Source organism: Streptomyces sp. NPDC056347 (genome assembly GCF_042262625.1).
Classification (GTDB): domain Bacteria; phylum Actinomycetota; class Actinomycetes; order Streptomycetales; family Streptomycetaceae; genus Streptomyces.
Genome location: NZ_JBHJQP010000069.1, coordinates 1 through 13,208, shown reverse-complemented (window position 1 = coordinate 13,208; position 13,208 = coordinate 1). Strand labels below are relative to the sequence as shown.

Here is a 13,208-nt window from a genome sequence, read left to right as displayed (position 1 = left end):
GAAATCACCATGGAGCAGACTTATCGGGAGTGGGTGGCATGGGTCACTGGTTCGATCGGAACATCGTCGAGCCGGGAAAGCTGCCGCTGCTCCTCGCCCTGGCCGCCTTCGTGCTGACCTTCGCCGTCACCCGGGTCATCACCCGCATGATCCGGGCGGGGAAGGGCCCGTTCCGCAACATCACCCCCGGCGGCCTGCACATCCACCATGTGGTCCCCGGCGTGGTGCTGAGCGTCGTCGGCGGCTTCGGCGCGGTCGCCAGCGGACGGCACGGCGCCACCGCGGGGATCTGCGCCGTGATCTTCGGCGCGGGGGCCGGGCTGGTGCTGGACGAGTTCGCGCTGATCGTGCACCTCGACGACGTGTACTGGACCGAGGAGGGCCGCCGCAGCGTGGAGGTGGTCGCCCTCACCGCGGCGCTCGTCCTGCTGGTGCTGGCCGGGTTCTCGCCGCTCGGCGTGAACGAGGTCAGCAGCGACGAGCAGCAGGGGCGGCTCGGGGTGCTGCTGACCGTGGCCGTGAACTTCTGCTTCGTCCTGATCGCCCTCTTCAAGGGCAAGGCGCGCCTCGCGGTCGTCGGTACGCTCGTTCCCTTCGTCGCCCTGATCGGCGCGGTCCGGCTGGCCCGGCCCGGATCGGCGTGGGCGAAGCGCTTCTACCGCTCCCGGCCCCGGGCCCGCGCCCGCTCCCTGCTGCGCGGCTACCACCACGACGTGCGCTGGGCGGGCCCGGAGCGCAGGATTCAGGACCTGATCGGCGGCGCCCCGGACCGGGTCCCGCTCCCCGGCCGGGACTCCTGAGCCCGGCGCCGGTCCCGGCGCCCGGTGCAGGCGCACAGCACCAGCACCGCGGCGATCGCCACCAGGTGCTCCTTGCCGGCCAGGTTGTCCTTCACGGCCACCTCGGCCACCATCGCGACGATCACCAGGACCCCGGTGAAGCGGGCCCGGTGGACGAAACAGACGTAGACGGCCAGTCCGACCACCGCCGCGGACGGGCCGGTGTCCACGATCCGGGCGTCCGCGTCCGGCAGCCCGAGCGGTATGCCGGGCCCGAGCGCGACGCCGATCCGCGCGTACAGCGTGCCCGCCAGCGTCGCCAGGTACGCGATCATCAGCGTGCGCCGCCGGCCCAGGCAGATCTCGGCCGTCCCGAACACCACCAGGATCTGCGCCAGCGCCCCCCAGACCGGCAGGTCCGGCGCCGGTACGAACAACGACAGGGGGGTACGCGCCAGCGCCAGCCACAGCGGATCCTCGGCCCGCACCGCCCCCAGCACCCGCACCGGCCCCATGCCCCACGGCTGGTTCTGCACCACATGGAGCAGCCCGGTCAGGCAGACCGCGGCGAGCGTCATCGCGACCGCCCGCCACCGCCTCTCCACGAGTGCCCCGCGTACGGCCCCCGCCAGCGGGCCCCACTCCCGGCGGGCCGCCCCGCACAGTGCGCGCCCGGCTCTCATCCACCGGTCCCGAGATGCGAGCGGTGCAGCCACTTGGGCAGACCGGGCGCCTCCAGGAACCCTTCGGCGCGGCCCGCCGCGACACCGATGCGCAGCAGGTCCGCGCTCTTCTCGAACAGCATGAAACGCGGCTCCCAGATCGGCCGGTACTTGGCGTTGGCGCGGTACAGCGACTCGATCTGCCACCACCGGGAGAAGAAACTGAGCAGCGAGCGCCACAGCCTCAGCACCGGTCCGGCGCCGAGCCGCGAACCCCGTTCGAAGACGGACCGGAACATCGCGAAGTTGAGCGAGACCTGGGTGATGCCGATCTCGTCGGCGCGCCTGAGCAGCTCGATGACCATGAACTCCATCAGCCCGTTCTCGGAGTCCCGGTCACGGCGCATCAGGTCCAGCGACAGCCCGTTCGGCCCCCACGGCACGAAGCTCAGCACCGCCCGCAGCCTGCCCGGCGCACCGTCCGGGCCCGGGGCGTCCCGGCACTCCAGCATCACGCACTGCCCGTCGGCCGGGTCCCCGAGCCGCCCCAGCGCCATCGAGAAGCCCCGCTCGGTCGCCCCGTCGCGCCAGTCGTCGGCCCGCCGCACCAGCTCGGCCATCTCCGCCTCCGGAATGTCCGCGTGACGGCGTACGGTCACCTCGTACCCGGCCCGCCGGACCCGGTTGTACGCCTGGCGGACGGTCCGCATCGCCCGCCCCTCCAGGGTGAAGTCGGCGGTCTCCACGATCGCCTCGTCGCCCAGCTCCAGGGCGTCCAGGCCGTGCCGGGCGTAGATCGTGCCGGCCTCCTCGCTCACCCCCATCGCGGCCGGGATCCAGCCGTGCTCACGGGCCTCGGCCAGCCAGGGCCCGATCGCCCCCGGCCAGGCCTCCGGGTCGCCGATCGGGTCGCCGGAGGCCAGCGACACCCCGCCCACCACCCGGTAGACCACCGCGGCCTTCCCGGTCGGGGACCAGATCACGCTCTTCTCCCGGCGCAGCGCGAAATAGCCGAGCGAATCCCGCTCGCCGTGCCGCTCCAGCAGCGCCCGCAGCCGGGCCTCGTCCTCGCCGGTGAGCGGATCGACCGCCCGCCGGGAGCGGAACGCCGCGTACACGACGGCGATCAGCAACAGCGTGGAGAGCACGTTGATCGAGACGTCCACCCAGCCCGGGGTGGTGATCCCGGGGAAGGCGGCGTCGTTGTCGGCGACCGAGACCAGCCGCAGCGCCCCGTACCGCCAGCGGTCCGGGAAGGACGCCCGGTCGCCGTGCGGCGCGGTGTTGGTGAGGGTGACCAGGGCTGCGGCGATCAGCGAGGTGACCAGCAGCCCACCGACCGCGACGGCGGCCGCCAGCTTCGGGTTGGACCGGTCGCCCTTCGCGTAGAACTCGCGCCGCCCCAGGAGCAGCGCCAGCACGAAGGCGGCGGTCAGCGCCAGCGAGACCCAGTTCTGCGGATACCGCCGGACCTCCGGGAACACCATCGCCAGGGCGAAGATCAGCAGGAACAGCGCGCTCACCACCAGGTTCAGGATCCAGGCGGCCCGCTTGCGGCGGCGCATGGTGATCGCCAGGAAGAGCGCGACCACCCCGGAGGAGAATCCCGCGGTGAGCAGATAGGGAGTGAAGTAGTTCGCCGTGTTGTGGCGGCGCAGGTCATTGCCGAGCGTGACCCACACGGCGCTCAGGAAGTTGATGAACGACACGACGCGCAGGTACCAGATGGTGAAGGCCGCGCCACGCCGCGACCGTACGGTGCTCGGTGGCCGGACGCCGCCCGGCCCGGATACTTCGGTGGCCAAGTGGACCTCTCCCATGAAAAGCGATCATATGGGGCATCGCACCGCATGCGGAGCTGTGCTGCGGCCGGTGTCCGGCGACCGCAGCACCATTCGGTCCGTGGCCTCAGGTCGCGTCGTCGTACGCGGCGCCGGCCGCCTCGTCCTCCGCGTCCGCCTCGCGCTCGGGCAGCTCGGCCGCCAGGGCCGCGGCGGCCCGGACGAGCGGGAGGGCGAGCAGCGCCCCGCTTCCTTCGCCCACGATGACGCCGTGGTCGAGCAGCGGGTTGAGCGCCATCCGGTCCAGGGCCTTGGCCTGCGCGGGCTCACCGCTCGCCTGGCCCGCCAGCCACCAGTCCGGCGCCCGGAACGCCGCCCGCTGCCCCACCAGCGCACAGGCCGCGGAGACCACCCCGTCCAGGATCACCGGCAGCCGCCGCACCGCGCACTGGAGCAGGAACCCGGTCATCGCCGCCAGGTCCGCACCACCCACCGTGGCCAGCAGCTCCAGCTGGTCGCCCAGGACCGGCCTGGCCCGCCGCAGCGCGTCCCGGATCGCCGCACACTTGCGCATCCACGCCAGGTCGTCGATCCCCGCACCACCGCGCCCGGTCACCACCGAGGCGTCCGTGCCGCAGAGCGCCGCGATCAGGGTGGCCGCGGCCGTCGTCCCGCCCACGCTCAGATCGCCCAGCACCACCAGATCGGTGCCCGAGTCGGCCTCCTCGTCGGCGATCGCCATGCCGAGCCGCACCGCCCGCTCGGCCTCCTCGGTCGTCAGCGCGTCCTCGATGTCGATCCGGCCGCTGCCGCGCCGCACCCGGTGCCGTACCACCGGCTCGGGCAGCAGCTCCGGATCGCAGTCCAGACCGGCGTCGACGATCCGCACCGGTACGCCGAACTGGCGGGCCAGCACCGCGAGCGGCGTGGTGCCCTCCAGCGTGGCCCGCACCAGCTCGTGCGCGCTCCCGGCCGCACGCCCGGAGACGTCCAGCGAGGCCACCCCGTGATCACCGGCGAAGAGCACCACGCGCGGCTGCGTGATCGCCCTGACCGGTACGGCCTGCTGCGCTGCCGACAGCCATTCGCCCAGCTCGTCCAGACGTCCGAGGGCACCGGCGGGAACGACCAGGCGTTCGCGTCGTTCCTCGGCGTCGCGCCGTACGCCGCCGTCGGGGCGTTCGATCAGATCGGAGAAGTCGTCCAGATTCACGGGGGTCTGCCTCGCGGGTCGATGCGTCGAGTGGGCCGGTGAGCCCGGCGGCGGGCTCACTGCGGAACAGTACCCGCAGCCCTTCCGGCACCCGGCCGGAGCGAGGACCTTCCCCCGGGGGCCCCGTGACGCCGGTACCCGCCCGGCTCCGGAGCGGAGGTCTTTGCCGCGGCCGGATCGGACGCGGCGTCCGGTCGCAGCGCCTCCCCGCAGCGTCCGGCCGGAGCGAGGGGCTATCCCCGGGGGCCCCGCAGCGCCGGCACCCGCCCGGTTCCGGAGCGGAGGTCTTCCGCCGCGGCCGGGTCGGACGCGGCGCCCGGTCGCAGCGCCTCCCCGCAGCGCCCGGCCGGAGTCAGGATCTTCCCCCGGGGGTCCCGCAGCACCGGCACCGGCTCCGGCCCCGGGGACCTTTCCCGGGGCCGGCCCGGACGGCGATGCTCAGCCGCGCAGCGTCAGCGCCTGCCCGGCCACCACCAGCAGCACCTGCTCGCACTCCGCGGCGACCGCGGCGTTCAGCCGCCCCAGCTCGTCCCGGAAGCGCCGCCCGGCGGCCGTCGCGGGCACCACCCCCGACCCGGTCTCGTTGGTGACGGCGACGACCGTACGCCGGGTGGCCCGCACCGCCGCCACCAGCTCGGCGGTCCGCGCCCGCAGCGCCTCCTCGCCGCCGCCCGCCCACGCCGCGTCGTCCCAGGCGCCCACCCGGTCCATCGCGTCGGTCAGCCAGAGCGACAGGCAGTCGATCAGCAGCGGCGGCCCGTCCGCCGCCAGCAGCTCCGCCAGCTCGCAGGTCTCCTCGGTGCGCCAGACGGCCGGCCGCCGCTCCCGGTGCAGCCCGACCCGGGCGGCCCAGTCTGCGTCCCCCTCCCGGTCGCCGCCGGTCGCCACGTACACCACCTCGGGGAAGGTCTCCAGCCGCCGCTCCGCCTCCACCGACTTGCCGGACCTGGCCCCGCCCGTCACCAGCGTGCGCCGGGGCACCGCCGGGGCCTCGGGGGCCTCGCCCACCACCAGCGTCGTCCCGTCCGGCACGGCCCGCGCCCCGGCCGCGGCGAGCCGCCTGCCCAGCTCGGCGCCCGGCGGCGCGTCATGGTCCAGGTGGACGGCCACGATCCCGGTGGCCGGGCCGACCGCCCCCGCCGCCCGCAGCCGCGCCACCGCGTCCGGCCGCCCCACCACATCGCCGACCACCATGTCGTACGGCTCCCCGACCCGGTCCGGGAGCCCGGCGGGCGCGGCGCCCCGGGGCAGGTACAGCAGCCGGGAACCCTCCGGCCCCACGACCTCGTACCCCGTCCCCGGCGCGTCCATCGGCACGGCCCGCACCCGGTGCCCGCTGATCAGCGTGAGCTCCCGGCCGTCCGGCACCCGTCCGGCGGGCGGCAGCCCGGCGGGCAGCTCCACGGCGGGCCCGTCGTGCGGATGGGTGAGCAGCACCTGCCGGACCCCGCTGAGCGAGTGACCGGCACGGGCCGCGGCGAACACGGCGTCCGGGGTGAGGTCGAGCAGCAGCGCGCCGTCGACCAGCAGCGCGGTCGACGACCGCGCACCCGCCCCGCGGGCGAGGGCGCAGGCGGCGCAGGGACATTCGGGCCGCGGCAGCCCGTCGGGGGCTCCGGTGCCGAGCAGAGTCAGTTCCACACGTCGATCCTCCCGCGTCCGCGCGCGGGGTGCGCGACCCCGGGGCCCCGGGCGCATCCGTACGGGTGCGGGCCGGTCCGTCCGGCCGTCCCAGGCACTAGGCTGCGGGGCAGCCAAAAGACTCCAGGAGGCGGACATGGCGTGGACGTGGCGGTTCGAGAGGTCCGACGGCACGGAGACGGAGCCGTCCCTCCAGCCGGAGGAGTTCACCACCCAGGGCGACGCGGAGTCCTGGATCGGTGAGCACTGGAAGGAACTCCTCGACGGCGGGGCAAAGCAGGTCACGCTCTTCGACGACGGAACGAAGGTCTACGGCCCCATGGGCCTCGACGCCGACCAGGGCTGACCCGCGGCAACGGCCCGGCCCGCCGTCGTCCGGGGCCGGGCCCGGACACCGGACGAGGTGCTAGATCTCGCCCAGAGTGACCTTCGCCGTCCGTTCCGCGCCGTCGCGCAGATAGGTCACCGTCACCCGCTGGCCGGGCTTGTCCGCGGCGAGCGCCTCCTGCAGCGAGGTGATCGTGGTGACCGGCCGGTCGTCCAGCCTGGTGACGATGTCACCGGGCCGCAGCCCCGCCTTGTCGGCCGCGCCGTCCCTCGCCACGCTCACCAGCGCCACCCCGGCCGGCTGGTAGTTGTCGTCGACGACCGTACGTCCGGTGATGTCCAGGGCCGCCCGGCCCGAGTCGACGACCCGCCCGTTCTTGATGATCTGGTCGGCGATCGTCTTCACCATCGACACCGGGATCGCGAACCCGATGCCCGGCGCCGCGCTGCCGCCCAGATCCGGGTCGGTGGCCGCCAGGGTCGGGATGCCGATCACCTCGCTGTCCAGGTTGACCAGCGCGCCCCCGCTGTTGCCCGGGTTGATCGCGGCCGAGGTCTGCACCATGTTCGCGATCGTCGCGCCGGTGCCGCCGCCCGCCCGGCTCTCGCTGACGGTCCGGCCGAGCGCCGAGACGATGCCCTGGGTGACGCTGGAGGACAGCCCGAGCGGCGAGCCCATCGCCAGGACGATCTGTCCCACCTCGACCTTCGCCGAGTCGCCGAACTTCGCGGGCTTCAGCCCGTCCGGCACCTGGTCGAGCTTGATCACGGCCAGATCCTGCTCCGGATAGGCCGACACGAGCGAGGCGCTGGTCACCTTCTCGCCGGTGGCGACGGTGACCTTGAACTTCTTCGCGCTGCCGACCACATGGGCATTGGTGACGATGTGCCCCTTGGAGTCGTAGACGACTCCCGAGCCCAGCCCCCCGGACGCCTCGATCTGCACGACCGACGGCAGCACGTTCCTGATCACGGCCTGGTAGTCGTCCTGGAGTTCGCTGACGGCCCGGGACGGGGAGGCCGCGGCCTCGGCCCCGGTCCGCGTCGCGCCGGAGTCGGAACTGCCGGGCCCGGTCCTGGAGGAGGACGAGGACGAACCGGAGGACGTGTTCGAGCAGCCGCTCACCAGGGCGAGCGCGCAGAGTCCGGCGGTCAGCGGCAGCAGCAGCCTGCGGGCGCGGGCACGGCCGCGTGCGGGGGAGGCATCCATGTCTGGATTCTCGCGTTCGGCCCCGTTTTCGGCCCGTTGGGTACGGCCTGTCGGGTAGGGCGCATCGAGTGCGGTCCGTCGGGCGGGGCCTGTCCGACACGGCCCGTCACGTACGGTCGCGGCGCGCCGCTCCCGCCGTGCTCAGCCCCGTACCCCGCACAGGTGCAGCAGCGCGGCCACCCGGCGGTACGGGTCCGTCCGGCCGGCCCGGTCCTCCGCCGCCAGCACCTGCTCCAGCTCGGCGGCGGCCGGCAGCTCCACGTCGTTGCTCACGTTGTCCGTGAAGACGCGCACCCCGTACCAGGCGTGCAGCGGCGCCGCGATCCCGGCGAGGGTGGCGGTCAGCGCCTCCAGCTGGTCGGCCCGCACGGACAGGCCCAGCCGGTTGGTGTACGTGTCCGTGTCGAAGGCGGCCAGTGCCGTCTCCCAGTCCCCGGCGGTCCCCGGGCGCATGGCCAGCGCGTCCGCGTTCCGCACCAGCAGCGACAGCAGCCCGCCCGGGGCCAGCATCCGGGCCAGGCCCGCCAGCATCGCGTCCGGCTCCCGCACATACATCAGCACTCCGTGGCAGAGCACCACGTCGAAGCTGCCGGGCAGGAAGTGCACCCCGGTGTCCAGGCCGTCGCCCTCGATCAGCCGGACCCGCTCACGGATGCCCGCGGGCTCACTGCCGAGCGCCTCCCGGGCCACCTTCAGCATCTCGGGATCGGACTCCAGTCCGGTCACCGTGTGCCCGGCCCGTGCCAGGCGCAGCGCCTGGGTGCCCTGGCCGGTGCCCACGTCGAGCACCCGCAGCCGCTGCCCGACCGGGAAGCGCGCGGCTATCTGCTCGTCGAGCTGCCGGGCCACCAGCTCCTGGCGGACGGTGTTGCGGAGCCCGCCGAGCCCCTTCAGCCACACCGAGGAAGCCCCGGTGAACCCGCTGACGGGAACGGGCGGGGCATCACCCGGCCGGCCGGCGGACGTACCGCCGGCCGAGCCGGAGATGTGCGTACTCAGGGCCGCTCTCCACGCTTGACCTGCGGCTTCGGCAGCCGGAGGCGACGCATCTGAAGCGTGCGCATCAGGCCGTAGGCAACCGCGCCACGCTTCGGCGTATCGGGGAAGCGCTCCTTGAGCTGCTTCTTGAGACGGATCGCGATCCCGATCGAGTCGAGCACGATCAGCACGATCACCACGAGCCAGAGCAGCAGCGAGATCGTCTGGATGTTCTGCACCTGGATGACGCTGAGGATCAGAATGACCACGGCCATCGGCAGGAAGAACTCCGCGACGCAGAAGCGCGAGTCCACATAGTTGCGGACGAAGCGCCGCACCGGGCCCTTGTCGCGGACCGGCAGGTAGCGCTCGTCCCCGTTGGAGAGCGCCTCGCGCTGCTTGGCCAGGTCCGCACGGCGGGCTTCCCGCTGCCGCCGCATCGCCTCCTTGCGGTCGAGCGGCGCGCCACTGGAGGCGCGACGGCGCTGCGACTGGGCATCGCTGCGCTTGGGGGTGGGGCGACCCTTGGGAGCCTGCGGGTCGCGGGGCTGCTTGGAGAGGTCGGCCGTCACCTTGCCGGTGGACGCCTTCTCTTCCTTCGAACGGCTACGGAACACAAGGCCCAAGGGTACGGGTTCGATCGCGGCGGCCCCAGGCCGGTCGGGAACGATCCGGCAACGGCCTGCGTCCTGCCTGGTGTACCGGGGTGTCCGGTGCGGACGGCCGTACCGGGCTTCCCCCGACCCCTGCCTACTCCCTGGGCCGGAGCGGTGACCCGGAGCAGTCGTCCTTGGGGAGGAGCACATCCGTGCTCGAACAGTGCGGTAATAGAGGCAGGGCCCGTAGTGTGGGTTCTGTTGGAGTGCTGGAGTTCAGTCCGTCAGAAGGGGGCGCGCGAAGCCCATGAGCGGTGTCATGAAGCGTATGGGGATGATCTTCCGCGCGAAGGCAAACAAGGCCCTTGACCGGGCCGAGGATCCGCGCGAGACCCTCGATTACTCGTACCAGAAGCAGCTCGAACTGCTGCAGAAGGTACGCCGCGGCGTCGCCGATGTGGCGACCTCGCGCAAGCGGCTGGAGTTGCAGCTGAACCAGCTGCAGGGCCAGTCCGCCAAGCTGGAGGACCAGGGCCGCAAGGCGCTCGCGCTCGGCCGCGAGGACCTGGCCCGCGAGGCGCTGTCCCGGCGCGCCGCGCTCCAGCAGCAGGTCACCGACCTGGAGACGCAGCACTCCACGCTGCAGGGCGAGGAGGAGAAGCTCACGCTCGCAGCCCAGCGCCTCCAGGCCAAGGTCGACGCCTTCCGTACGAAGAAGGAGACGATCAAGGCCACCTACACCGCCGCCCAGGCGCAGACCCGGATCGGCGAGGCGTTCTCCGGTATCTCCGAGGAGATGGGCGACGTCGGCCTCGCGATCCAGCGGGCCGAGGACAAGACCCAGCAGCTCCAGGCCCGCGCCGGTGCCATCGACGAGCTGCTCGCCTCCGGCGCCCTGGACGACCCGACCGGCACGGCGAAGGACGACATCGCCGCCGAGCTGGACCGGATCTCCGGTGGTACGGACGTGGAGCTGGAGCTCCAGCGCATGAAGGCCGAGCTGGCCGGCGGCTCCACCTCGCAGCAGGCGATCGAGGGAGGGCCGCAGGACGCCGCCCAGCGCCAGTCCTCGCAGTCCCCCCACAGGTTCGACAAGAGTTGAGGCGACGTCATGATCGTACGGATCATGGGGGAGGGCCAGGTCGCCCTGGCCGACAGCCATCTCGCCGAGCTGGGCAGGCTCGACGACGAACTGCTCGCCGAGGTGGAGAGCGGTGACGGACCAGGTTTCCGCGCCACCCTCCACGCGCTCCTCGCCCGGGTGCGCGAGCTCGGCACCGCACTGCCGGACGACGCCCTGGAGCCGTCCGAGCTGATCCTGCCGTCGCCCGACGCGACCCTCGACGAGGTGCGCGCCATGCTCCGCGACGACGGCCTGATCCCCGGCTGACGACCGGGCCCGCTCCAGCATCCCTTCGTGCCCCGTGTCCGGTCCGCCGGACGCGGGGCACGGGTGTGTCCGGGGCGAGGCGCGCCCGGAGCGGAAGCGCGCGTGACCCGTACGGGCAGGGGCCCGCGTGGACGCTAGACGCGGCCGGACGGGGTGTCCCGCTCCAGGCGGGCGCCCAGGGTGGCGGCGAAGTCCTCCGCCCGGGCCAGCTGGATCCGCAACTTCTCCACCTGCTCGGCGGCGGCCTGCCGGTAGGTCCGTACGCGCTCCAGCAGCACGTCGCGTTCGACGTCGTCGAGAGCGTCGTCGCCGTCCAGACGGTCGGTGGCGTCCAGCAGGTCGCGCATCTGGTCCAGGGTGAAGCCGAGCGGCTTCATCCGGCGAATGACCATCAGGCGGGCGACGTCGGTCTCGGTATAGAGACGGAATCCGCCCTGGGACCGGGCGGAGGGGGCGACCAGGCCGGTCTCCTCGTAGTGCCGGATGGTGCGCAGGGACAGCTCCGTCCGCGCGGCGACCTCGCCGATCTGCATGTGCTTGTCGTCCACGCCGCTCTCCTGGCTCGTCACGTCGTGGCGGGACGAGTCCTGTGTGACCTCACCCATCCCTACCCTAACGTTAGGGTAGAGTTGTGGTGGTGAGGGTGACCGGCCGCCCCGCTGCTCCCGTGCCGGGGCCGATGGCGCCCCCGGCGAAGTCCGATTCTCGCAGGAGGGGGAGCATGCGCGAGCCTGTGGAGCCGATCGCCGCCGCTCGCCCGTCATGACCCTTCGTGCCGGGACGTGAGCCATCGGCCATCGCGCTGCCGACTCCCTCCTCGCTCCGGCCTCCGGCCCGCCCCACGGGGTGTCCGCAGGGCGCCGGCCCGGCCCCCTCGCACATCCTTCCCGCACGCCCCGGCCTGCCGACGGGGTGAGCCCGAGCACGACAGGTACGCGTCTTCTTGTCCTCCGCTGCTGTGACTCCTGCCGCCCGTCCGCGCGGTCTGCGCCCCGACTGGCTGAACGACCCGAAGGTCTGGCGTACCGAGATCCTGGCCGGCCTGGTCGTCGCCCTGGCTCTGATCCCGGAGGCCATATCCTTCTCGGTCATCGCCGGGGTCGACCCGGCGATCGGCCTGTTCGCCTCCTTCACCATGGCCGTCACCATCTCGGTCGTCGGTGGCCGCCGCGCGATGATCTCTGCGGCCACCGGCGCCGTCGCCCTCGTCATCGGGCCCGTGAACCGCGAACACGGCCTGGGCTACCTGGTCGCCACCGTCATTCTGGCCGGCGTCTTCCAGATCGTCCTCGGCGCGCTCGGCGTGGCCGGGCTCATGCGGTTCGTGCCCCGCTCGGTGATGACCGGCTTCGTCAACGCCCTCGCCGTCATGATCTTCATGGCGCAGGTGCCGGAGATGCACGACGTGCCCTGGCCGGTCTATCCGCTGATCGTCGGCGGGCTCGCGCTCATGGTGTTCTTCCCCAGGATCACCAGGGTGGTCCCCGCGCCCCTGGTCTCCATCGTCGTCCTCACGGCGATCACCGTCGCCGCAGGGATCGCCGTCCCCACCGTCGGCGACAAGGGCGAACTGCCGTCCTCGCTGCCGGTCCCCGGCCTGCCGGACGTGCCCTTCACCCTGGACACCCTGACCACCATCGCCCCCTACGCGCTCGCCGTGGCACTGGTCGGCCTGATGGAGTCGCTGATGACCGCCAAGCTGGTCGACGACATCACCGACACCCACTCCTCCAAGACCCGTGAGTCCATCGGTCAGGGCATCGCCAACATCGTCACCGGCCTCTTCGGCGGCATGGGCGGCTGCGCCATGATCGGCCAGACCATGATCAACGTGAAGGTGTCCGGTGCCCGCACCCGCCTGTCCACATTCCTCGCCGGAGTGTTCCTGATGGTGCTGTGCATCGTCTTCGGCCCGGTCGTCTCCGACATCCCCATGGCCGCCCTGGTCGCCGTCATGGTCATGGTCGCCTTCGGTACCTTCGACTGGCACTCCGTCGCCCCCCGGACGCTGAGGCGGATGCCCGTCGGGGAGGTCGCCGCCATGGTCGTCACCGTGATCGTCGTCGTCTCCACCGGCAACCTCGCCATCGGCGTCGTCGTCGGAACCATCACCGCCACGGTCGTCTTCGCCAGGCGCGTCGCCCGTCTCGTCGATGTCACCGCCGTCACCGATCCCGACGGCGGCACGGTCGTCTACTCCGTCACCGGTGAACTGTTCTTCGCCTCCTCCAACGAACTCGTCGGCCGGTTCGACTACGCGGGCGACCCGGAGAAGGTCGTCATCGACCTCTCCGCCGCCCACATCTGGGACGCCTCCTCCGTCGCCGCGCTGGACGCGGTCGGGGCCAGGTACGCCCAGCGCGGCAAGACCGTCGACATCACCGGCCTGAACGGCCCCAGCGCCGCCCTCCACGGCAGGCTTACCGGCAGCCGCTGACCCCGGCGCCGTAGCACACCGCGGGGCCCCGGCCCCGCGGCGGATTCAAGAGGCCCCCGGTCCCCGCCCGGAAGTCCTGCGCCGACGAGGAAGCGCAGCGCCGCCCTCGTGCCGTCGTCGTGCGGGACAGGCCACACGGAAGACGGAGCGGCATCGGGCGGCACATGGCTCGTCGTAGGTCCGCGGGCCGCCGT

At 72.9% G+C, this 13,208-nt stretch carries 13 protein-coding genes; 5 read left to right on the top strand and 8 right to left on the bottom strand.

Annotation, left to right across the window (positions count from 1 at the left end; translation table 11 throughout):
- Positions 1 to 38 precede the first annotated feature (38 nt).
- Positions 39 to 800, top strand: a complete 762-nt coding sequence (locus ACFCV8_RS17880; protein WP_376686299.1) for a hypothetical protein — start codon at positions 39 to 41, stop codon at positions 798 to 800.
- On the opposite strand, the gene ACFCV8_RS17875 is transcribed toward ACFCV8_RS17880, so the two are convergent.
- From ACFCV8_RS17875 to ACFCV8_RS17860, 4 genes are all read right to left on the bottom strand, one after another.
- Complete coding sequence (locus ACFCV8_RS17875; protein WP_376686298.1) at positions 743 to 1,462, bottom strand: hypothetical protein; 720 nt, start codon at positions 1,460 to 1,462, stop codon at positions 743 to 745. The two genes, ACFCV8_RS17880 and ACFCV8_RS17875, sit on opposite strands and share 58 nt — an antisense overlap.
- Positions 1,459 to 3,261 (bottom strand): phosphatidylglycerol lysyltransferase domain-containing protein, encoded by a 1,803-nt coding sequence (locus ACFCV8_RS17870; protein WP_376686297.1) that lies wholly within the window; start codon positions 3,259 to 3,261, stop codon positions 1,459 to 1,461. Before ACFCV8_RS17870 ends, ACFCV8_RS17875 begins: the two co-directional genes overlap by 4 nt.
- An 88-nt stretch (positions 3,262 to 3,349) precedes the next feature.
- The gene (gene cobT, locus ACFCV8_RS17865; protein WP_376686296.1) at positions 3,350 to 4,435 is read right to left on the bottom strand and encodes a nicotinate-nucleotide--dimethylbenzimidazole phosphoribosyltransferase; all 1,086 of its coding nucleotides are present in this window, start codon (positions 4,433 to 4,435) and stop codon (positions 3,350 to 3,352) included.
- A gap of 438 nt (positions 4,436 to 4,873) precedes the next feature.
- Positions 4,874 to 6,076: a bifunctional adenosylcobinamide kinase/adenosylcobinamide-phosphate guanylyltransferase gene (locus ACFCV8_RS17860; RefSeq protein ID WP_376686295.1), complete on the bottom strand. Its 1,203-nt coding sequence runs from the start codon at positions 6,074 to 6,076 to the stop codon at positions 4,874 to 4,876.
- Between the two features lie 136 nt (positions 6,077 to 6,212).
- Here ACFCV8_RS17860 and ACFCV8_RS17855 point away from each other — a divergent pair, with 136 nt between their 5' ends.
- Positions 6,213 to 6,422 carry a hypothetical protein gene (locus tag ACFCV8_RS17855; protein WP_376686294.1) on the top strand — a complete coding sequence of 70 codons (210 nt, stop codon included), beginning with the start codon at positions 6,213 to 6,215 and terminating at the stop codon, positions 6,420 to 6,422.
- Positions 6,423 to 6,482: 60 nt separating this feature from the next.
- On the opposite strand, the gene ACFCV8_RS17850 is transcribed toward ACFCV8_RS17855, so the two are convergent.
- The 3 genes from ACFCV8_RS17850 to ACFCV8_RS17840 all read right to left on the bottom strand — a co-directional run bounded on the left by ACFCV8_RS17850 (position 6,483) and on the right by ACFCV8_RS17840 (position 9,208).
- The gene (locus tag ACFCV8_RS17850; protein WP_376686293.1) at positions 6,483 to 7,613 is read right to left on the bottom strand and encodes a S1C family serine protease; all 1,131 of its coding nucleotides are present in this window, start codon (positions 7,611 to 7,613) and stop codon (positions 6,483 to 6,485) included.
- A gap of 141 nt (positions 7,614 to 7,754) precedes the next feature.
- Complete coding sequence (locus ACFCV8_RS17845; protein ID WP_376686292.1) at positions 7,755 to 8,513, bottom strand: class I SAM-dependent methyltransferase; 759 nt, start codon at positions 8,511 to 8,513, stop codon at positions 7,755 to 7,757.
- A gap of 95 nt (positions 8,514 to 8,608) precedes the next feature.
- A complete protein-coding gene (locus ACFCV8_RS17840; RefSeq protein WP_376686291.1) occupies positions 8,609 to 9,208 on the bottom strand; it encodes a DUF3043 domain-containing protein in 600 nt (199 codons plus the stop codon).
- Positions 9,209 to 9,506: 298 nt separating this feature from the next.
- Between ACFCV8_RS17840 and ACFCV8_RS17835 the strand changes: the two genes are divergently transcribed.
- Both ACFCV8_RS17835 and ACFCV8_RS17830 read left to right on the top strand, forming a co-directional pair.
- Positions 9,507 to 10,289 (top strand): PspA/IM30 family protein, encoded by a 783-nt coding sequence (locus ACFCV8_RS17835; RefSeq protein ID WP_376686290.1) that lies wholly within the window; start codon positions 9,507 to 9,509, stop codon positions 10,287 to 10,289.
- Positions 10,290 to 10,298: 9 nt separating this feature from the next.
- A complete protein-coding gene (locus ACFCV8_RS17830) occupies positions 10,299 to 10,577 on the top strand; it encodes a hypothetical protein (protein WP_376686289.1) in 279 nt (92 codons plus the stop codon).
- 134 nt (positions 10,578 to 10,711) lie between these two features.
- On the opposite strand, the gene ACFCV8_RS17825 is transcribed toward ACFCV8_RS17830, so the two are convergent.
- Entirely contained in the window at positions 10,712 to 11,125 is a 414-nt protein-coding gene (locus tag ACFCV8_RS17825; RefSeq protein WP_376686318.1) for a MerR family transcriptional regulator, read from the bottom strand.
- Positions 11,126 to 11,520: 395 nt separating this feature from the next.
- On the opposite strand from ACFCV8_RS17825, the gene ACFCV8_RS17820 reads away from it, so the two are divergent.
- Positions 11,521 to 13,014 (top strand): SulP family inorganic anion transporter, encoded by a 1,494-nt coding sequence (locus tag ACFCV8_RS17820; protein ID WP_376686288.1) that lies wholly within the window; start codon positions 11,521 to 11,523, stop codon positions 13,012 to 13,014.
- Positions 13,015 to 13,208 lie beyond the last annotated feature (194 nt).